Origin of the sequence: Pseudomonas nicosulfuronedens, assembly GCF_005877905.1 — a bacterium.
Classification (GTDB): Bacteria; Pseudomonadota; Gammaproteobacteria; order Pseudomonadales; family Pseudomonadaceae; genus Pseudomonas; species Pseudomonas nicosulfuronedens.
This window is the reverse complement of the sequence record NZ_SWDV01000028.1, coordinates 71,469-90,356: the sequence shown is the minus strand read 5'-3', so window position 1 is coordinate 90,356 and position 18,888 is coordinate 71,469. Positions and strand designations below refer to the sequence as shown.

Genomic DNA, 18,888 nt, shown 5'->3' with positions numbered 1-18,888 from the left:
CACCTTCGGAACATGACCGCACAAGGACCCGGTATGGACACCCACGCTTCACTGATGATTTTCCAGGCTACCTGCTTCCTGGGTTTCAGCCTCTGGCTGAGCATCGCGCTGATCAACAACCTGCACGCCTTTTCCAGCTCGGTCGCGGCGGTCGGCGCGACCATGGCGATGGCGCCGCTGCACCAGCCCCCCGCGATTGACTTTCCCCTGCTACGGCGTGCTCTGACGTCACCGGCGCTGCATCGGCTGGCCATGATCGTCGTCGTCCTGCTGCAGACCCTGGCGGTGCTTGCGGCCTGGACGGGCTGCTACCACTGGTTGCTGGGTGGTGAACTCGAAGCCGCCAGGCCCTGGCTGAACCTTGCCCTGAGCGCGGCACTGGCCTTCCTCTTCGCCATGCTGCTGGGCGGGCTGTGGTTCGGCTACTGGATTCGCCAGGAGGCTCTGCAACTGACGCACCTGGTGCTGGTCGTCTGGGTGCTGCTGAACTTCCTCGTCCTCAACCTTCGCTGGAGTTGACGCGCCATGGGGACAGGGAGAATGCCGATGAACATACTGATCGTGGGAGCGGGCAGGGGGCTGGGGCGCGCCTTGCTCGAAGGGATTGCTCAGCCGGGGGATTCGCTGATCGGCGTGTCGCGCCGGCGGCCGGATGCCCTGGCGATGGCGCCGGGCATCGACCTGCAGTGGATCGAAGCGGACCTCGCCATGCCGGCGGAAGCGGTCGCGCAGATCGAGGCGCAGACGCCGGCCGAACTCGACGTGCTGATCTGCAATGTCGGCATCTGGGAGGAGCACGCCTTCAGCGAGCAGTACTCGTTCCTCGGCGACAGCGACGCCTCCATCGGGACGCTGGTCGACGTGAACATCACCGCCACCTTGCTGCTGCTCAAACGCCTGGTGCCGCGGTTGCTCGGTTCCGCCCGGCCGCAACTGATCCTCACCGGCTCGACTTCCGCGCTGCGCCAGAGCGGCCGCCCGGAAGTGGCGTTCGGCGCCACCAAGTTCGCCCTCAACGGCATGGCCGATGCACTGCGCGAGAGCTTCCGCGACCAGCGCCTGGCAGTGACCGTGCTGCAACTGGGCAACCTGAATACCGACGATCCGCTCGCCACGCCGCTGACCGAGGCTGCCACGCGCGGGGAAGGGCAGCTGATACCCGTGCACGATGTGCTCACCCTGGTCGATGCGCTGCTGCGCTTGTCCACTTCCTCGTTCGTGCGCGAGCTGACCTTGCCGGCTATGGGCGACGAGCGTTTCTGACCGTCTCTACAGGGACGCTGATGTCATCCGGATCGTCCCAGCCTGGAGTTCCATGGTGTTCGGCTTGGCTGGGCACGTCTGATTTCGGGACTGCTACGCCAGTGCACTCTCGACGCGATTGCGCCCGGAAGTCTTGCCGCGGTACAGCGCGCTATCAGCCTGCTGCATGTATTCATCGAGCGCCTGCGCGCTGGTGAAGGCTTCCGAGACACCGATGGTGGCCGTGCAACGGATCGGTTGATTGGGCGTCGTGCCCGGCACTTCACTCTGTTCGATCGCCGCGCGGGCGCGCTCTGCCAGTTGCAGGGCGCCGGTCCTGTCCGTGTTGAGGCCCACGAGCACGAATTCCTCACCGCCCAGCCGGCAAGCCAGGTCGCCTTTGCGAGCGGTGGCCTTGAGGACCTGGGCGACATGACACAGCACCAGATCGCCCACCTGGTGGCCATGGCTGTCGTTGATCTGCTTGAAGTGGTCGATGTCCACGATCAGCAGGTAGGCCGGGCCCGCGTTGCGCGAGCGGAAGTGCGCATCCAGCCCTTCGACCAGTCCGCGGCGGTTCAGCAGTTGGGTGAGCGGGTCATGGGCGGCCATGGTGCGCAGTTCATCCGTCAGGCGGCGCAGTACCAGCCAGACGGCACAGGGCGGCAGCACGGTGCCCAGGAACGACATGTAGAGGTAGAAGACTTTCTGGAAGCCGCTGCCCATGTCGAGTGCCGCCAGCCCACCCTGGAGGATCATCACGAACTTCACGGCGTTCAGCGCGCAGATGCCGCCAATCAGGATGGCGAACACGACCATTTCGACGCGCAGATCCCTGGCGACGTTCTGCCGGGCATAGAGCACCCCCACGGCCATGCCCAGGAACAGCAGCGTGCACGAGGCTGCCAGCAGCGCATGGCGCGCTTCACTTCCAAGGGTGAATTGCACCGTAACCTGCAGCGCCGTGTAGAGGACCGCCAGCATGAGCAATGGCCGCCATACGGCGGTCGGTCGATCAAAGAAGCGCAGGGCGCCAAGGACATAGGCGACGGGGGCGCAGAGGGTCATCGTGTGGTTGACGATGCTCATCATCCCCCAGTTCGCCGGGCCGCCGAGCAGTTGCAGGATGTAGGCGAGCCCCAGCAGGAGATTGCCCAGGGCGAAGACTTCCATGCCCATTTTCTTGCCGTTCAGCCGGGTGCTGATCAGCAGGAACATGACGCTGAAACAGAGCAGGTGCACGCAGAGCATGCTGAGGATGACAGTGGTGACCATGGGTTCGCGTCAGTGAAGGCATAGCAAAGGGCGCCGGGTGCCGGAGGTGTGGCGGGTGCGAGCCTGGCGCTGCAGGCCGCATCTGGCGTACTCGGCGGAGTCGCTTAGGGCCACAGCACCTAACCATATGTGCTGCGGGAAGGCAATCTGCCAGCAGGTCGTGCTCCTGGAGGGTTCTCCCGATTCTGTCGGCAGCCCAGGCCTGGGGCTACAGTTCACTGTCGAGGACGATACCGGGGGCGGGGTCAGGGACCGGGACGTTTCGAGCAGTCAGAGCCACTGACGTTGGAGACAGGACATGCCCAAGAAAATCATCATTTCCTTTGACGGGACCTGGAATACGCCGGACGCGAAGTCCGAGATCAAAGGCAGCAAAAGCACCAATGTCTGGAAGCTGCATGCTGCCATTCTCCCTGCCGACAAGAACGGTACGAAGCAGGACAAGTGGTACGACCAGGGCGTCGGCACGGCGTGGTACGACCGTCTGGCCGGCGGTGCCTTCGGCGTGGGGCTCTCGGAGAAGATCCTCGATGGCTATCGGCAGCTGGTCAGCACCTACGAGGTCGGTGACCAGATCTACCTCTTCGGATTCAGCCGTGGGGCGTACACGGCTCGCAGCCTGGTCGGGCTGATCCGCAACGCCGGGCTGCTCAAACCCGAGCACATCGACCTGACGAACGAAGCGTACGGCCTCTATCGCACCCGCAACGAGGGCGCCGATTCCGATAGCGCCAAGCTCTTTCGCGACAGTTTCTCGCGGGAGATCACCATCCACATGCTGGGTATCTGGGACACCGTGGGTGCCCTGGGCGTGCCGCTGGAGTCGTTCGACTGGTTCAACAAGTCCTACTACGAATTCCACGACACCGAACTCAGCTCGATTGTCCACAACGCCTTCCACGCCGTGGCCATCGACGAGTGGCGCAAGAACTACCAGTGCACCCCTGGGACCCGAAAAGCAAGCCCAACCAGCGCGTGGAGCAGGTCTGGTTTTCCGGTGCGCACGCCAACGTTGGTGGTGGCTACGCGAACAACAGTCTGTCGGACATCGCGCTGGTGTGGATGATCAACAAGGCGAGCGAGTGCGGCCTGGCGGTGGATACCGGCAAGACCCCGAGCCTTCCCACCACGACCCCTTCCATCACCAATTCCTACAAGGAGTTCCTGGGGGGCGCCTACAGCCAGCTCACCCCGCCGTATTACCGGGATATCGGCAACACCGCTTTCGGCCAGGAAGCCATCGACCCCAGCGTGGAGGAGCGCCTCAAGCACGATCCCCAGTACAAGCCGAAGAACACGGTGGGAGGCAATCTCACCGGCAATTTCACCCCGGTGGGCAAGATCCGGTAATCGAATCGCTAGCGGGCGGCGCGCTTGCGTGTTTCTTCGTCGAGCACTTCGCGCAGTGAGGCGAGGAAGGGCGTGGCGTCGGTATAGCGGCGGCCGTAGCCGAGATTGAAGGCGTAGTCGAAGTCCGGCGGGTTCAGCCCCTGGGTGTGTTGCAGGATGGTTTCCAGCTTGTCGAGTGCCTTGACTGCCTGAGCTTCGGCGGTCGCAGCGGCATCGTACTCGTCGTACAGGGCCATGAGCTGCGCACGCAGCGGCGGCGCCAGCGTGGAGGTCATGTGCAGCAGGTCCTGCCGTTCGCTGTCGCCCTTGCTGCCGTGGGCCAGCACGTCGACTGCGGGTACGTCGCCGCCCAGTGCTTCGCCCAGGTCGTGGATGATGCACAACTGCAGCACCTTGCCGAGGTCGATCTCGCCCAGGTCCTCGGCGAACACCATCGCCAGCAGGGCCAGGCGCCAGCTGTGCTCGGCGGTGCTTTCGCGGCGACCACTGGAGGTGTGGGCGCTGCGCAGCACGCTCTTGAGTCGTTCGGCCTCGCGGAGGAAGGCGAGTTTGCCCTGGATGTTCTGCTCGCTCATCGGTGATGCCCCCTTGTGAGTCGTCTGGGCAATCATCCTGTCGCCGGGGCCGCCGGCTGTCCACGCATCAAATATGCGCGAAGCTATCTGCCCGGAGCGTTTCGACCAGGCGTGCGGTGGAGCCATCGGACAGCGTGAGGCGCGTCCAGCGGCACTGGCTCTGGCGAATGGGCACCAGCAACGAATCATTGGTGCCGGTGGCGAACTCCAGCGCTGGCGCGGCGATGCCTTCGCGCCAGCCGAGCCCATCCAGCTTCGCTTCCTGGGTGGCGATGGCCTCGGTCACGAACGGCCAGAGCGAGCGACCCAGCAGTTCGGTGTGCGGCACGCTGAACTCCGCTGCTCGCGCGGCGGAGCAGGCAAGCAGGCGGTGGGTCAGGTCGCAGACCAGGTGGACGGGTTGCGAATTGCTGGCGACCAGGCGGGCCAGGGCGTGGTCCGCTGCGCTGTCCAGGCGCGCCCGGAGCAGCGCTTCGATCTGCGCGCGTTGTTCCGGCTCGGCTTCCTGCATGCCGGCTTCCCAGCGCGAGATGGTGGACTGGCTGACGCCGAACATTCCGGCCGCGTGGCTCTGCTTGACGCGATGCAGCAGGCGCCAGCGCCTGAGCATGGGGCCGAGCGGGGCATTGTGCAGCGAAGGTGATGTCATGGCGGGGTATCGGGTCCGGTTCCGCGCCAGCATAGCCCGGATTGCGTGAATATCATTGCCTTGGGTCGATGCTCCCGCGCTTGGTGCTGAGCTCAGCGCTTCACGCAGACGAACAGGGCATTGCCCGAACTGCCGGCCCAGGGCGTGATCCGCTCGTAGTCGTGCTCGAAGACCTGCACCTCGAAGAGCGGCTCCAGCAGGTGTTGCAGCTCAGCGAAGGTCAGCGCGACCATTGCGTGTTCATCCTGCCAGGCCTGGGTCTCACCGGCCGTGGTCTTCTCGATGCTCAGGCGCAACGCCTGGCGCTCGCCCGCGCCGCTGTAGTACCAGCCCGAGCCGAAGGTGAACTGGCTGCCGTCATGCTCCACCGAATGGCGGACGAAGGAGTCGTTGTCGATCAGCGCCTTGTCCACGCTGTTGAAGCAGAACACCCCGCCCTCCGCGAGTGCGTCGTGCACGCTCGCCAGGCACGCCTGCAACTGCTCGACGCCGGGGTTGTAGTGGATCGAGTAGAGGAAGCAGGTAATCAGGTCCAGCGGCTCTTCGATGCGGAAGCTGGCCATGTCCTGCCGGCTGAAATGTGCCTCGGGGCAGCGCTGCCGGGCGATGTCCAGCATCGGCTGGTTGATGTCCAGGCCGGCGCTGCGGTAGCCGAAGTCGAGGAAGTGGCGTACGTGCGGACCGGTCCCGCAGGCGAGGTCCAGGTGCCGGCGCCCCTGGTTGCCGAACAACTGGTGCAGGCGGCGCACGCAGTGGCTCTGCGCCTGATAGTCGATGTCGGCGCACATCAGGTCGTAGTAGGAGGACAGGTCGGTGTACAGCGCGTTGGAGGACATAGGCAGCCAGACAAAGGGTTCGCCGGAGGTTTCGGCGCGGCATGGTACATCAGCCGTGGGCGTTCTCCGCTGAAATCGGACTGGCGCGCCTGCGCTGGCGGCGCTCATCGACCGCCAGTGCAGGCCGGGGCGTCAGCGGCCCCGCAAGTGACGCTCCTCCCACCAGTCCCAGGCCTTGAGCGCCTGGCGGGCGGTCCGGCCAGCCAGGTAGGAGAGGGTATCGCTGGTCATGCCGATGGACTGGCGGTTGACGATCCAGAAGTCGGTCAGCTCGGTCTTGCGGCCGTTGAGCAGGTCGGCGATGGTCCGCCCGTTGAGGTGCGTCAGCGCCACGCCGTGGCCGAAGCAGCCGCCGGAATAGATGATGCGCTCGTCGCCGACGAAACCGATCTCGGGAACCATGTCGGCGTTCACTGAAACCGGCCCTCCCCAGCGGTAGTCGATGCGCACGTCCCTGAGCTGTGGGTAGATCCACTTCAGGTGCGCCTCACAGTGCTCCCAGCTCATCGGCGAGGGTTGCTCGTCCGTTGGCGCTTGGCGATAGACGATGGCATCGCCGCCGCCCATGACGATGCGCCCGTCCACCGTGGGGCGGAAGTAATGCAGCATCTGGCGGTTGTCGCCGAAGGACTGGCGTTCTCTCCAGCCGATGCTCTCCCACTGCGGTTCGCTCAGGCGCTCGGTGACGACCTGATAAGTCCAGAGCGGGAACTGCCGGGTCTGTAACCTGCGGGTATCGGGGACTTGCCGCGAATAGGCATTGGTCGCCACCACGAGCTTGTCGGCGCTGACCTTGCCGGCGGGGGTGGTGAGCAGGAGCGCGGCCGCCGTCCGCTCGATGTGGGTCACCGGCGTCATTTCGAAGATCATCGCCCCGGCCGACTGTGCCAGGCCCTTGAGCGCGCGGACCTGCTTGCACGGGTTGAGGTAGCCGGTGCCGGCCTCATAGATGGCGCTGTTGAAGCGCTCGGAGTGGAAGTCCTGGCGCACCCGCGCGGGTTCCTGCCAACTCATGCCGCTGTCGATGCCCAGGTCCTGGAACAGCTGGTAGGTTTTCTTCAGTCGATTGGCCTGTTGCGCCGAGTAGCTGATGCGGACCAGGCCGTTGTGCCGGTAATCGGCGTCGAGACCGTTGTCCTCGATCAGGCTGCGGGTATGGGCGACGGCCTTTTCCAGGTACTGGTGCGCCTCGATCAGCTTCTGCCGGCCCCAGCGCAGCAGCACCAGCTCCGGCTCCAGGCCGAACATGCGTGTGCTGAATCCGGCGTTGCGGCCACTGGCGCCGAAGCCGACGACATCGGCTTCGAGCACCGCCACGCGGGCACTGGGGTTGTCCTTGAGGAACTGCCAGGCGGTGTTCAGGCCGGTGAAGCCGGCACCGATGATGGCCACGTCCACCTTGAGGTTCTGTGTCAGGGCCGGATTGGGCACGTAGTGCCCGTAGTCGTGCTGCCAGAAGGATTTGCTCCCCGGCAGCGGTGTGCTGTGGCTGGTCATGCTTTCAATCTCTTCTTGTCGGTCTGCTGATTGGCAAAGCAAGGTCGTCGGGGTACCTGGCGCAAGGCACGGCGCCGGGCAGGGCCCCTCGGATTGGTCCAAGGGTAGTGGTCGCGGGGTGGCGCTGGATTGTCAGCGCGCGCCAGCCTTTTGGGCCGCACGCGCCAACTTTCGGCGCCAGGGCAGGGGTCAGGAGCGGGGCAGGGTGGTGGAGCGGTATTGCTGCGGCGAGTGGCCGGTCCAGCGACGGAAGGCGCGGGTGAAGGAGCCGGACTCGGCATAGCCGACCAGCAGGGAAATCTCCGTCATCGAGTAGTCCGAGTCCTTGATGTAGGCCAGGGCCAGCTCCCGGCGCACATCCTCGACCAGCGACGAATACTCGATGCCGTGCTCCTTGAGGCGCCGCTGCAGCGTGCGCCGGCTGAGGTTCAGCTGCTCGCTGATTTCGTCGAGCGAGGGCGCGCCGCTGCTCATCTCGGCGGCGATCATGCGGGTGACCTGGGACAGCAGCTCGTCCGAGACGGCGCGTTGCTGGCGCTCCCGCTCGAGGTAGGGCTCCAGCGCACGGTATAGCCGCTCGTTGCCGCGCACCACCGGCAGCTGCAGGGTTTCCAGCGGGAAGTGGATGCGGTTGCTCGGCTGGTTGAAGTACAGCGGGCACTGGAAAACCTGCTTGTGCACCGAGGTGTCGGCAGGGCGCTCGTGCTCGAAATCCATGCGGGTCGGCCGCAGGTTGCTGCTGGTGATCAGGTTCAGCATGCGCAGCACCGAGGTGATGGCGAATTCCGCGTCCTGCCGGCGCTGCACGACGGTGGGAATGGTGACCTGGTATTCGACGATCAGCTCGCGCCCGTCGAGTTCATAGTCGAACATCGATTCCTGGGCGAAGACCACGATGAACTGCTGCAGGGTCTTCAGCGCCTTCTCCACACTGGGTGCGCAGTACAGGGCATGGCCGAGGGCGCCGAAGTCGTCGGCCTCGGTCTGGATGCCGAGTTCGATCCCGACACTGGGGCTGGATTGCGCTGCCGCCTCCCAGAGCGCGACGTACTGCTCGCCGGGGATTTCCACATCGGCCCGCTCCAGCACCTGCGGATCGATGCCCAGCGGCCCGAGGTAGGGCTCGAAGCAACTCCTGAATCGACGGAAGAAGTTCTCGGACAACACCGTACGTGCCGATCTCATATGTGCCACAGCCTTATCTTTCTTGTCGTTCTTCTGTCCGTTCCCAAACTCCCGCAGCCGAACGAGTCGGCCGGGGCTTCCACGCCCTGTTTACGATAATCGCTTCGGGCACTGGCTGGTAACCCCGCCCTGGGCGAAGAAGCTGCCCGTCGTCGCATCGGCTGGCGTGAGATGCCAAGGACTCTGTCACCTGCTGGCAAGCCGCGGACCATCGCCCTGGCGGATTCTCCTGGTCGCCGAAACGAGCGATTCCGCATCCCAGGAGAACAACAACAGATGCCAATCAGCCTGCCGTGGCGGGGCAAGCCCGAGTCACGCCCATTGCTTCCATCATTCCCTGGCGCCCATCGCCTGATCGGCGGTCTGTTGCTGGCCGCGCTGGCGCTGCCGGCGCTCGCGGAGTTCGTTCCCGAGCAGGCCAGGGTCGAAACCCTGGGCGACCACCGGGGGCGGAACTGGTTCTGGATCTGGGGCAGCAACGCCCCGAACATGGTCGACGGCCGCGCCTACCTGTTCGCTGACGACGGCCGCAACCTTGGCCAGGTAAGCACCGGCATGTGGTCCAACGGCCTGGTGCTGTCGCACAAGCGCGACGAGTTCTACGCCAGCGAGATCTACTTCAGCCGTGGCGTGCGCGGCACCCGTTCGGACGTGGTGACTGTCTATGACGCCCGCACCCTGAGCCCGAAGCGCGAAATCGCCATCCCGCCCAAGCGCATGACCGCGCTGATCTCCACGGGCCTGAGCGTGCTCTCGGACGATGAGCGCTTCCTGCTGGTGCTCAACTTCACCCCGGCGCAGTCCATTTCGGTGGTCGATCTGGAGCACGATCGCTTTGTCGGCGAGGTCGCCGTCCCCGGCTGCGCGTCCCTCTACCCGGCCGGTCCAAGGGACTTCTACTCGATCTGCGGCAACGGCGGATTCTTCCACCTGCGCCTGGACGACAGCGGCCAGGTGGCCCTGCAGGAGCGCACCGCGCCGGCCTTCGATCCGCTCAGGGACGCGCTGCTGACCACCGCTTCGAGGCAGGGCGACACCTGGTATTTCGTTTCCCAGCACAACGAAGCCTATGGCTTGCGCATGACTGCCGACGGCGTCGAAGCGAAACAGCACTGGTCGCTGCTCAGCGACTCCGAGCGCGCTGACGGCTGGGGCGTGGCCGGCAACCACGGCACGGCGTTGCATGAGCGCAGCGGCCGGCTGTTCGTGCTGATGCACCAGGACAAGCCGGAGAACTACCAGAAGCCCGGTACCGAAGTCTGGGTGTTCGATACCCGCAGCCAGAAACGCCTCGCCCGCATCGAGCTGAACGAGCAGAGCACCGCCATCGGCGTCAGCCAGGGTGAGCAGCCGCGTCTCTACAGCCTCGACTGGATGGTGCCGATGCCCGGCCTGTTCACCGCCTGGATCTACCTGACCGAAGGGGAGAAGGGCCTCACACCGCTGTTGCGCCAGGGCATCAATCTCTATGAAGCGGACAGCGGCAAGCACCTGCGCAGCATCGGCGACATTCCCCTGGGCTTCCTCAATGCGGTGGCGCCATGGTGATCGACGAACCTCTGCTGCACCTGGCCAGCGCGGCCGCGCTCGGCCTGCTGCTGGGCAGTGCCGGTCTGCACAAGCGGCGTGATCCACAGGGTTTCGCCCTGATCTTCGCCGACTACCGCGCGGCCCTGGGCGACCTGCTGCCGGTCCGGCTCGCCAGCCTGCTGCCGGGAATGGAACTGCTGGCCGCCGCCGCCGTGTTGGCCAGCCCCTGGCAATCCTTCGCAGCGCTGCCTGCCGTGGCCCTGCTGGCGCTCTACGCGCTGGTGCTGGCCATCGTGGCGTGGCGCGGCACGCCCATCGCCGACTGCGGTTGCCACTTCGGCGGCCGCCCGCAGCCGCCGGGCAGGGCGCTGGTACTGCGCAACCTGTTGTTGCTGCTGCCGGCGCTGACCCTGCTGGTGCCGATGGGCGACCGCGCGCTGGTGTGGTTCGACGCCATCACCCTGGCCTTCGTTCTGGCGGGCAGCTGGGTGCTTTACCGGCTGGGCCACCTGCTGATTTCCAACCGAGTATCCCTGAGGGAGCTGTGATGGACATGACTTACGCACTGATCGTCTCCAGCGGCTTCTCCTGGCTGCTGAACCTTGCCCTGATCCTCACCGTCTTCGCCCTGGCGCGGCAGGTCGGGTTGCTGCACGAGCGCATCCGCCCGGTGGGCGCACTGTCCCTCGGCAAGGCCATCAAGGCCGGCGAGGTGGCGCCTGCATTCACCCTGCCAAGCCTTACCGGCGGCTCGGTCAGTCTCGGTGGTGGCAATGCCCAGGGCCAGTCGACCCTGCTGTTCTTTCTCTCCGAGACCTGTCCGGTCTGCAAGACCCTGCTGCCGGTGCTCAAGGCCATCCGTCAGCAGGAACGCTCGCGCCTGCGGGTGGTGCTGGCCAGTGATGGCGAACCGGCGGCGCACCAGGAGTTCATCCAGGCGCAGCGACTGCAGGAGTTCCCCTACCTGCTGTCGCGGGAGGTGGGCCTGGCTTACCAGATCAGCAAGCTGCCCTACGGCGTGCTGATCGACGCCAGCGGCAGCGTGGTCACCCATGGCCTGATCAATACCCGCGAGCACCTGGAGAGCCTGTTCGAGGCCCGCGACCTGGGTTTCGCCACGATCCAGGCCTTCGAGGCCGTACAGCGCGCAACCGAGCAACCCCTCCACAAGCAGGTGCACTGAGCATGGCCATTCGATGGTTCGATGAAGCTGCCGAACTCCTGACCCGCAAGGTCGCCCGTGGCACTTCGCGACGGGGCTTCCTCGGCGGGCTGGGTACGCTGCTGGCGGGCGCCGGCGCCGCCACGCTGCTGCCGGTGTTGCGCAGCAGCGCTTTTGCGCAACCAGGCTCATCCGCACTGGTGGAGAACGGCGATCCGAGCAGTTGCGACTACTGGCGCTACTGCGCCATCGACGGCTTTCTCTGCAGTTGCTGCGGCGGCACGGTGAACAGCTGCCCGCCGGGCACGGTGCGTTCGGACATCACCTGGATCGGCACTTGCCGCAATCCATCAGACGGCAAGGACTACGTGATCTCGTACAACGACTGCTGCGGCAAGAGCAACTGCGGACGCTGCGTTTGCCAGCGTGACGAAGGTGACCGCCCGCTCTACCGCCCGCAGAGCTCCAACGACCTCAACTGGTGCTCCGGCAGCCAGGCCGATATGCCATACCACTGCTCGCTGTCGGTGGTGATCGGGGTGAAGGAGTAGCCATGGCCGTTCGTGCCTCCCTGCTGGCCGGCACCGTCGCGCTGCTGCTGGGCGCACAGGGCGTCTCGGCGACCGAGCAGCGGCAGCTGGACTACATGCTCAACTGCCAGGGCTGCCACCTGCCCGACGGCAGCGGCAACCAGCAACGCCAGGTGCCGGCGTTTCCCGGCCAGCTCGGCAGGTTCCTCAGCGTGCCGGGCGGGCGCGAGTACCTGGTGCAGGTACCCGGCGCAGCGCTCTCGGGGCTCTCCGACGAAGCGCTGGCCGGTGTCCTCAACTGGATGCTCGAGCGCTTCGACCCAGAGCAGTTGCCCGCCGACTTCAAACCCTACAGCGGGGCTGAGCTGCACCAATGGCGGCAGCATGTCCCGGCCGATGTCGCCCAGGTCCGCCGCGACCTGATCGAACGCATCGTCCAGCCAGCGCAACAGACACGCGAAGGATACTGACCATGAAGCCATGCCTATCAGTCGGCCTGCTCCTGCTGGCCGCCACTTTCCACCTGCGTGCGGAAAACCTGACCGAAACCTGCGCGGCCTGCCACGGCGACCAGGGGCAGGGCAACGCCGCCCTTGGGGCGCCACGCCTGGCCGGCCAGCAGGCGGACTACCTGCTCCGCCAGCTGCAGGCCTTCAAGGCTGGCCAGCGCGGCTACGACCCGCAGGACAGCCAGGGTGCGCAGATGCGCGCCGTGGCGACCGGGCTGGTGGAGACCGATCTCGAACCGCTGGCACGACATTACGCGCAGCAGCCCGCACCTGTTTCCAGCGCCACCCCAGGCGCCGGCAGCGCCCAGGGCGAGGCCCTCTACCAGGGCAGCTGCGCGGCCTGCCACGGGCCGCAGGCGCAAGGCTTCGCCCACCTGAAGACGCCCAGCCTGCGCATCCTCGATGCCCGTTACATCGAACGCCAGCTCACGCATTACACGCGGGGGTTGCGCGGCGGCGAGGCGCACGCAGACGAACTGGGTATCTGGATGCGCGGCATTGCCCTGCAGATCCGCAGCGCAGAGGACCGCCGCGCCATCGTCGACTACCTCGCCGGTCTTTCCACTCCCGCTACGCCCGCCGCGCAACAGGTCGGGCATTGAGCGGCAGTTGCCGGGGCGATTGGCACCAGATGGCAAAGCCCCTGGCATCTGCTGGCAATTCCGCTCACGGCGCATTCGATAGCTTTGCCTGCAGGCGGGCCGAAGGGTTGGAGCCGGCTTTCCACCGGCTCCGGGGCGGTCGCCTGCACGAACAGAAGAACTCGATGAAGAGACGGAGCTGGCCCGGTCCCTTGAGCGGGCGGCTCCACCAGAGACACCTCGAACTGCTTCCCGATAACCACAAAAAGCTCCTCCAGGAGAAGTTCATGAGATACCTCCCGCTTTCGCTGTTGGGTGGTGCGCTGTTTGCGCTCCTTGCTACTGGCCCCGTGCAGGCCGCCTCCGCGGCGGACCTGGGCAACACATTGACCGCGGTGGGCGCCGAGAGGGCGGGCAACGCCGATGGCAGCATCCCCGCCTGGAATGGCGGCCTGATCCAGGCGCCGGCTGGCTGGTCGCCGGGCCATGGCGACCCCTTCGCCGGCGACAAGCCGCTGTACAGCGTCGATGCCGGCAACCTGGCCCGGTACCAGGCGCTGCTGCCGGCAGGGCAGGCAGCGCTGATCAAGACCTATCCGGGCTACCGCCTGGATGTGTACCCGACCCACCGCAGCTGCGCGATCCCGGCGGAAGTGGCCGAGCGCAGCAAGTCCTTCGCCGGGCAGGCGCGCATCGGCAGCGATGGCTGGAGCCTGGAACAGGCTGCCGGCGCGACGGTTCCCTTCCCCGTGCCGAAAAGCGGCGTGGAGGTGATGTGGAACTACAAGCTGCGCTACATGGCCAAGGGGCGTCGGGCGCAGATTTCCTTCCTGTTGAGAGAGAAGGGCGGTGCGCTGAGCGAGGTCAGGCAGTGGGCGTACGAGTGGTATCCGTACAACGACGCGGCGGTGCGTGACCCCAACGACGTGGAGGGCTTCGAGGCCAAGCAGCTGTACGAGGTGCTGTCGCCGTCGTCGCGTGCCGGCGAGATGTACCTGGTGCATTCGTTCCTGGGCAAGGTGCAGAGCTCCTGGATCTACTTCCCCGGCCAGCGCCGTGTGCGTCTCGCGCCTTCTTTCGCCTACGACAACCCCATCGCCGGCTCCGACAACCTGTACTTCGTCGACCAGATCAACATGTTCACCGGTGCGCTGGATCGCTATGACTTCAAGTTGGTGGGCAAGAAGGAAATGCTGGTGCCGTACAACTCCTTCCGCCTGGTCGACAAGTCCAACAAGTACGAGCAGCTGATCGGCAACGACTACCTCAACCGCGACGTGCAGCGCTATGAAAAGCACCGTGTGTGGGTGGTCGACGCCACGGTGAAGGCCGACAAGCGCCATTCCTTCGCCCGGCGCACCTTCTACTTCGACGAGGACAGCTGGAACCTGCTGCACGTCGACATGTATGACGCCAAGGGCAACCTGTGGCGCGTGCAGGAAGGCAGCCTGTGGGCCGACCCGAACATCCAGGCCTGCTCCTGCTCCGAGTACGTCAGCTACGACCTGATCGCCCGCCGCTACATCGCCGACGGCTTCACCCAGGAAGGGCAGATCCTCGATGACACCGCCGGCCTGCAGGGGCGGGTCAACGACAAGATGTTCAACTCCAACGAGCTGCGCCGTCGCGGCGAGCGTTGATCAGGCCCGGAGAACAGCACATGCAGATCGACAAACCGTGCGGCGCCCCGGCGCTGCAGGCGGCCCCGTGCCCGCGCAAGACCCTGGCGCTGGCCGTCGCCATCGCCTCCGGCCTGACCTGGGCGCCACCGAGCTTCGCCGTCCTGTTCGGCAGCGCCGACGGCATTTCCGGCAGCTTCGACTCCACGCTGTCCTATGGCTTCGCCTCGCGCTTGCAGTCACCCGACTGCCACCTGCTGGGCAGCGACAATGGCGGCTGCAACACCGGTTCCAATACCGAACTCGGGCGCTACTACAACCCGGCGCGCGGTAATGGCTACGCCAACGCGGACATCAACTACAGCAACTCCGATGACGGCGACCTGAACTACGCCAAGCACGACGTGTTCTCCAGCGTCATCAAGGGCACCCACGAGCTGAGCCTGAAGTTCGGCGATGGCTGGAGCGCCCTCGGCCGCGTTGCCTGGGCCAAGGACTTCAGGATGGACAACACCCGGCGCACCGACCTGGACGATGAGGCCGAACGCGACGCCACCGAACGCTTCGACCTGCTCGATCTCTGGGTGGCGAAAAGCTTCGACCTGGGCGAGATGCCGGCCAAGGTGAAGGTAGGCAACCAGGTCATCAGCTGGGGCGCGGAAATCTTCGTGCCCGGCGGGATCAACCAGATCAACGCCCTCAGCCTGCCGAAGTACCACACACCGGGTACCCAGCTGAAGGAGGTGTTCATTCCGGCGCCGATGGCCTCGTTCAACGTCGGCCTCACCGACACCGTGAGCCTGGAGGCCTACTACCAGTTCAAGTGGAACGCCTATGCCCTGGATCCGGTGGGCACCTACTACTCGACCAGCGATGTAGTGGGCGAGGGCCGGCGGGCGATCTACTACCCCACGAACTACGTCGAGGGCCTGATGCCGGGCACTTGCGCCGCGACCCCGACCGGTCATTGCGGCGACCCGCTGAACACCGGCGTCAGCCACGCCGATCTGGTCGGTGCCGGCCTCGCCGTGCCCTATGCCGGCGAGCGCGAGGCGAAGAACAGCGGCCAGTACGGCGTCGCGCTGCGCTGGAGCGCCGAGAGTATCGGCACCGAGTTCGGCTTCTTCTACCAGCGCTACCACGACAAGGTGCCCTTCGTGGGCTACACGGCGCTGACCGATCCGAACAACCTGGTAGTGGACAACTACTTCATCAACTATGGCGAGGACAAGGATCTCTACGGCCTGTCCATGAGCACCATGGTCGGCCCGGTGGCGGTGGCCGGCGAGCTGTCCTACCGCCCCGAGGACAGCGTCGGCATCGACCCGACCGTCCCCTTCGGCCAAGGCCTGACCGGCGTCTACAACCCATACAGCGTGTTCGATACCGGCGTGAACCGGGGCTTCGTCAACGAGCGCAAGTGGCAGGCGGACCTGAACGCCATCTACACCTTCTCCGGCAACGATCCGCTGGGCTTCATCCCCGAGGCCCTCGGGGCCTCGGATGCCTTCCTGCTGGCCGAAGCAGTGGTCACCCATTACCCCGGCCTGGATACCTCCGGCAAGGTGCCCTATGCCATGCCGGATTATTCGCTGCCGGACAGGACCTCCTGGGGCTACGTCACCGAGATGGGCGTCAACTATCCCAACCTGTTCGGCAGCGGGGTGACGGTCACCCCGCAGCTCGACTTCAGCCACGACGTGAACGGCACCACGCCCAACGCCATGCCGTTCGTGGAAGGGCGCAAGTCGCTGAGCACCTCGCTGCTGTTCAACTACCGCGACCGCTGGAAGGGCGGCCTGCAGTGGGTGCAGTTCTGGGGGGGCGGCGACACCAATCTCATGGCCGACCGTGACTTCATCAGCGGCAATCTCTCCTACTCGTTCTAGTCCAGCCCTGGTTCGTCGGCGGCGGGTCAGCCGCGTTGCTCCCGCGTGACCCGCCGCCTGCGACACCCGCCGTATCGAGGCATTCCATGTTGGCTTTTCTGGTGTCGGCGCTCGAGCGCCTGTTCTTCCGCCACCGGCTGGCGACCCTCGGCCTGCTGGCCGTCATCACCCTGTTCATGGGCGCCTTCGCATCGCGCCTGGAAATGTCCGCCGGCTTCGACAAGCAATTGCCGCAGCAGCACGCGTTCATCAAGACTTTCAACCAGTACCGCGACGTGCTGTTCGGCGCCAATCGCATCATCGTCGTGCTGCACGCGAAACACGGCGACATCTGGAACAGGCAGGCCATGACCCGCCTGTACGACCTGACGCAGACGCTGTTCTTCATGCCCGGCGTCGACCGGCGCAGCGTGACCTCGCTGTGGACGCCCAACACCCGCGCCGTGCAGATCACCGAAGAGGGCATGAAGGCCGAGGACGTGGTTGGCGGCGACGTCACCGTAGGCACGCTGGATGACCGCGCGATATCCGCTATCCGCGAGCGCACGCTGATCGGTGGCTTCGTCGGCAGCCTGGTGGCCAACGACCATTCCGGCGCCATGGTGGTGGCCGAGCTGGCGGACCCGGATCCGCAGACCGGCAAGCCGCTGAACTACCTGGAGTTCAGCCAGCGCCTGGAAAAGGAAGTACGTGCCCAGTATTCCGACGCCGACTATGACGTGCAGATCATCGGTTTCGCCAAGCAGATGGGCGATATCGGCGCCGGGGCGAAGAGCGTGGTGGAGTTCTTCGGCCTGGCCTTCGTGCTCACCGCGCTGGCGGTGTTCTGGTACACCCGCTCGTGGAAGCTGACCTTCCTGCCGCTGTTCTGCTCGCTGGTATCGGTGGTCTGGCAGTTCGGCACCATCACGCTGCTGGGCTACGGGCTCGATCCGCTGGCGATCCTGGTGCCCTTCCTGGTCTTCGCCATCGGCGTTTCCCACGGTGTGCAGCAGGTCAACTTCATCTCCAAGGAGGTCTGCGCCGGCGCCGACGGCATGACGGCGGCGCGGCGCAGTTTCAGCGGGCTGTTCATCCCCGGCACCCTGGCCTTGATCACCGCCTTCGTCGGCTTTGCCACCCTGGCGCTGGTGCCGATCCCGATGATCCACGAGCTGGCTGTCACCGCCTCGGTGGGGGTGGCGTACAAGATCGTTACCAACCTGATCATGCTGCCGGTGCTGGCCAGCTTCTTCCGCTACGACGCCGCGTACGTGGCGCGCATCGAACGGCTGCGGGCCGGGCGCGACGGTCTGATGGTCCGCCTCGGGCGCATCGCCGAGCCGCGCAATGCCACCCTTGGCGCGCTGCTGTGCCTGGGGCTGATGGTGCTGGCGGTCTGGCAGAGCCAGGGCCGTCACGTCGGCCACGTGCTGCCGGGCGCGCCGGAGCTGCATGCGGACTCGCGCTACAACCAGGACGTGCAGAGCGTGGTCAGCCATTTCGCGCTCGGCCTGGACCTGTTCACCGTGGCCGTGGAGACCCCGTCCGGCGGCTGCTACCGGCATGACGTGATGACCTATGTGGACCGCTTGACCTGGTACCTGGGCAACGTGCCGGGCGTGCTGTCGGCGCAGTCGCTGCCGGCGCTGACCAAGCTGTCGGCCTCCGGGGTGAACGAGGGCAACCCGAAGTGGGCGGCGCTGCCGCAGGACGAACTGTCCCTCGGCGAAGCCGTGCGCCAGGTACCCGAAGCCCTGCGGCTGTACAACGCCGACTGCACCTTGCTGCCGGTCAACCTGTACCTGACCGACCACAAGGCGAGCACCCTCAAACGGGTGGTTCTGGCTGTCGAACAGTACCGTGCAGGCCACGCGATGAATGCTGTGAACGTGCGCCTGGCCAGCGGCAATGCCGGTGTGCAGGCGGCCACCAACGAGGTGGTGGAATCCTCCGAGCTGCCAATGATGCTCTACGTCTACCTGACCATCGTCCTGCTGGTGTTCCTCGTCTACCGCGACTGGCGGGCGATGGTCGCCTGCTGCGTACCGCTGACCCTGGCAACCTTCCTCGGTTACTGGTTCATGAAGGCGCTGGACATCGGCCTGACCGTGGCGACCCTGCCGGTGATGGTGCTCGCCGTGGGCATCGGCGTGGACTACGCGTTCTACATCTACAACCGCCTGCAGATGCACCTGGCGCAGGGGCGCGACATCACCGAGGCGTTCCAGCGGGCGCTGCGCGAAGTGGGCGTGGCCACGGTGTTCACTGCACTGACGCTCTCGGTCGGCGTCGCCACCTGGTCCTTCTCCGCGTTGAAATTCCAGGCCGACATGGGGCTGCTGCTGACCTTCATGTTCATGGCCAACATGCTCATGGCCATCACCCTGCTGCCAGCCCTGGCGGTAGTCCTGGAAATCCTGATTCCGCGTCGGGGGCCAGTCCGTGCGCCCCTGATCGCGCACTGAGAGAGGAGGGCA

Annotated in this window: 18 protein-coding genes and 1 pseudogene; 13 read left to right on the top strand and 6 right to left on the bottom strand. The window is 65.7% G+C overall.

Features of this window, described 5'->3' with window-relative positions; all coding sequences use genetic code 11:
- Positions 1-33 precede the first annotated feature (33 nt).
- Together FAS41_RS20595 and FAS41_RS20590 are read left to right on the top strand one after the other, a co-directional pair.
- Positions 34-519, top strand: a complete 486-nt coding sequence (locus tag FAS41_RS20595; RefSeq protein ID WP_138525297.1) for a DUF2165 family protein — start codon at positions 34-36, stop codon at positions 517-519.
- A 27-nt stretch (positions 520-546) separates the two neighbouring features.
- Positions 547-1,263 carry an SDR family NAD(P)-dependent oxidoreductase gene (locus tag FAS41_RS20590; RefSeq protein ID WP_138525296.1) on the top strand — a complete coding sequence of 239 codons (717 nt, stop codon included), beginning with the start codon at positions 547-549 and terminating at the stop codon, positions 1,261-1,263.
- Positions 1,264-1,356: 93 nt separating this feature from the next.
- Here FAS41_RS20590 and FAS41_RS20585 read toward each other — a convergent pair whose 3' ends face one another.
- Positions 1,357-2,517, bottom strand: a complete 1,161-nt coding sequence (locus tag FAS41_RS20585; RefSeq protein ID WP_138525295.1) for a GGDEF domain-containing protein — start codon at positions 2,515-2,517, stop codon at positions 1,357-1,359.
- A 298-nt stretch (positions 2,518-2,815) separates the two neighbouring features.
- Here FAS41_RS20585 and FAS41_RS20580 point away from each other — a divergent pair.
- Positions 2,816-3,528 (top strand): annotated as a pseudogene (locus tag FAS41_RS20580) (DUF2235 domain-containing protein); the annotation flags it as partial.
- A 45-nt stretch (positions 3,529-3,573) separates the two neighbouring features.
- Positions 3,574-3,867 carry a hypothetical protein gene (locus FAS41_RS31055; RefSeq protein WP_246084907.1) on the top strand — a complete coding sequence of 98 codons (294 nt, stop codon included), beginning with the start codon at positions 3,574-3,576 and terminating at the stop codon, positions 3,865-3,867.
- Between the two features lie 8 nt (positions 3,868-3,875).
- On the opposite strand, the gene FAS41_RS20575 is transcribed toward FAS41_RS31055, so the two are convergent.
- The 5 genes from FAS41_RS20575 to qhpR form a co-directional block, all read right to left on the bottom strand.
- Positions 3,876-4,442, bottom strand: coding sequence for an HD domain-containing protein (locus FAS41_RS20575; protein ID WP_138525294.1), 567 nt, complete (start codon positions 4,440-4,442; stop codon positions 3,876-3,878).
- A gap of 67 nt (positions 4,443-4,509) precedes the next feature.
- The gene (locus FAS41_RS20570) at positions 4,510-5,091 is read right to left on the bottom strand and encodes a helix-turn-helix domain-containing protein (protein ID WP_138525293.1); all 582 of its coding nucleotides are present in this window, start codon (positions 5,089-5,091) and stop codon (positions 4,510-4,512) included.
- Positions 5,092-5,183: 92 nt separating this feature from the next.
- Complete coding sequence (locus tag FAS41_RS20565) at positions 5,184-5,927, bottom strand: class I SAM-dependent DNA methyltransferase (RefSeq protein WP_138525292.1); 744 nt, start codon at positions 5,925-5,927, stop codon at positions 5,184-5,186.
- 132 nt (positions 5,928-6,059) lie between these two features.
- The gene (locus FAS41_RS20560; RefSeq protein ID WP_138525291.1) at positions 6,060-7,424 is read right to left on the bottom strand and encodes an NAD(P)/FAD-dependent oxidoreductase; all 1,365 of its coding nucleotides are present in this window, start codon (positions 7,422-7,424) and stop codon (positions 6,060-6,062) included.
- Between the two features lie 189 nt (positions 7,425-7,613).
- Positions 7,614-8,609, bottom strand: coding sequence for an AraC-like transcriptional regulator QhpR (gene qhpR / locus FAS41_RS20555; protein ID WP_138525290.1), 996 nt, complete (start codon positions 8,607-8,609; stop codon positions 7,614-7,616).
- Positions 8,610-8,885: 276 nt separating this feature from the next.
- Here qhpR and FAS41_RS20550 point away from each other — a divergent pair, with 276 nt between their 5' ends.
- The 9 genes from FAS41_RS20550 (at position 8,886) to FAS41_RS20510 (ending at position 18,876) form a co-directional block, all read left to right on the top strand.
- Positions 8,886-10,157, top strand: a complete 1,272-nt coding sequence (locus FAS41_RS20550; protein ID WP_138525289.1) for an amine dehydrogenase large subunit — start codon at positions 8,886-8,888, stop codon at positions 10,155-10,157.
- Positions 10,151-10,687, top strand: a complete 537-nt coding sequence (locus FAS41_RS20545) for a MauE/DoxX family redox-associated membrane protein (RefSeq protein ID WP_138525288.1) — start codon at positions 10,151-10,153, stop codon at positions 10,685-10,687. Before FAS41_RS20550 ends, FAS41_RS20545 begins: the two co-directional genes overlap by 7 nt.
- The gene (gene mauD, locus FAS41_RS20540; protein ID WP_246084906.1) at positions 10,687-11,322 is read left to right on the top strand and encodes a methylamine dehydrogenase accessory protein MauD; all 636 of its coding nucleotides are present in this window, start codon (positions 10,687-10,689) and stop codon (positions 11,320-11,322) included. Before FAS41_RS20545 ends, mauD begins: the two co-directional genes overlap by 1 nt.
- 8 nt (positions 11,323-11,330) lie before the next feature.
- Positions 11,331-11,852 carry a methylamine dehydrogenase light chain gene (locus FAS41_RS20535; protein WP_425049014.1) on the top strand — a complete coding sequence of 174 codons (522 nt, stop codon included), beginning with the start codon at positions 11,331-11,333 and terminating at the stop codon, positions 11,850-11,852.
- Positions 11,853-11,854: 2 nt separating this feature from the next.
- Positions 11,855-12,301, top strand: a complete 447-nt coding sequence (locus tag FAS41_RS20530; RefSeq protein WP_138525286.1) for a hypothetical protein — start codon at positions 11,855-11,857, stop codon at positions 12,299-12,301.
- Between the two features lie 2 nt (positions 12,302-12,303).
- A complete protein-coding gene (locus tag FAS41_RS20525; protein WP_138525285.1) occupies positions 12,304-12,942 on the top strand; it encodes a c-type cytochrome in 639 nt (212 codons plus the stop codon).
- Positions 12,943-13,208: 266 nt separating this feature from the next.
- On the top strand, positions 13,209-14,561 hold the full coding sequence (locus tag FAS41_RS20520; protein WP_138525284.1) for a DUF1329 domain-containing protein: 1,353 nt from the start codon (positions 13,209-13,211) through the stop codon (positions 14,559-14,561).
- Between the two features lie 20 nt (positions 14,562-14,581).
- Positions 14,582-16,429 carry a DUF1302 domain-containing protein gene (locus FAS41_RS20515; RefSeq protein WP_138525283.1) on the top strand — a complete coding sequence of 616 codons (1,848 nt, stop codon included), beginning with the start codon at positions 14,582-14,584 and terminating at the stop codon, positions 16,427-16,429.
- 86 nt (positions 16,430-16,515) lie between these two features.
- A complete protein-coding gene (locus tag FAS41_RS20510) occupies positions 16,516-18,876 on the top strand; it encodes an efflux RND transporter permease subunit (RefSeq protein ID WP_138525282.1) in 2,361 nt (786 codons plus the stop codon).
- The last annotated feature ends 12 nt before the right edge of the window (positions 18,877-18,888 follow it).

What these genes read in the sequence shown, in the direction of transcription:
- FAS41_RS20595 (WP_138525297.1), top strand. Translation starts at nt 34, where the DNA reads ATGGACACCCACGCTTCACTGATGATTTTCCAGGCTACCTGCTTCCTG.
- FAS41_RS20590 (WP_138525296.1), top strand. Translation starts at nt 547, where the DNA reads ATGAACATACTGATCGTGGGAGCGGGCAGGGGGCTGGGGCGCGCCTTG.
- FAS41_RS20585 (WP_138525295.1), bottom strand. Translation starts at nt 2,517, where the DNA reads ATGGTCACCACTGTCATCCTCAGCATGCTCTGCGTGCACCTGCTCTGT.
- FAS41_RS20575 (WP_138525294.1), bottom strand. Translation starts at nt 4,442, where the DNA reads ATGAGCGAGCAGAACATCCAGGGCAAACTCGCCTTCCTCCGCGAGGCC.
- FAS41_RS20570 (WP_138525293.1), bottom strand. Translation starts at nt 5,091, where the DNA reads ATGACATCACCTTCGCTGCACAATGCCCCGCTCGGCCCCATGCTCAGG.
- FAS41_RS20565 (WP_138525292.1), bottom strand. Translation starts at nt 5,927, where the DNA reads ATGTCCTCCAACGCGCTGTACACCGACCTGTCCTCCTACTACGACCTG.
- FAS41_RS20560 (WP_138525291.1), bottom strand. Translation starts at nt 7,424, where the DNA reads ATGACCAGCCACAGCACACCGCTGCCGGGGAGCAAATCCTTCTGGCAG.
- qhpR (WP_138525290.1), bottom strand. Translation starts at nt 8,609, where the DNA reads ATGAGATCGGCACGTACGGTGTTGTCCGAGAACTTCTTCCGTCGATTC.
- FAS41_RS20550 (WP_138525289.1), top strand. Translation starts at nt 8,886, where the DNA reads ATGCCAATCAGCCTGCCGTGGCGGGGCAAGCCCGAGTCACGCCCATTG.
- FAS41_RS20545 (WP_138525288.1), top strand. Translation starts at nt 10,151, where the DNA reads ATGGTGATCGACGAACCTCTGCTGCACCTGGCCAGCGCGGCCGCGCTC.
- mauD (WP_246084906.1), top strand. Translation starts at nt 10,687, where the DNA reads ATGGACATGACTTACGCACTGATCGTCTCCAGCGGCTTCTCCTGGCTG.
- FAS41_RS20530 (WP_138525286.1), top strand. Translation starts at nt 11,855, where the DNA reads ATGGCCGTTCGTGCCTCCCTGCTGGCCGGCACCGTCGCGCTGCTGCTG.
- FAS41_RS20525 (WP_138525285.1), top strand. Translation starts at nt 12,304, where the DNA reads ATGAAGCCATGCCTATCAGTCGGCCTGCTCCTGCTGGCCGCCACTTTC.
- FAS41_RS20520 (WP_138525284.1), top strand. Translation starts at nt 13,209, where the DNA reads ATGAGATACCTCCCGCTTTCGCTGTTGGGTGGTGCGCTGTTTGCGCTC.
- FAS41_RS20515 (WP_138525283.1), top strand. Translation starts at nt 14,582, where the DNA reads ATGCAGATCGACAAACCGTGCGGCGCCCCGGCGCTGCAGGCGGCCCCG.
- FAS41_RS20510 (WP_138525282.1), top strand. Translation starts at nt 16,516, where the DNA reads ATGTTGGCTTTTCTGGTGTCGGCGCTCGAGCGCCTGTTCTTCCGCCAC.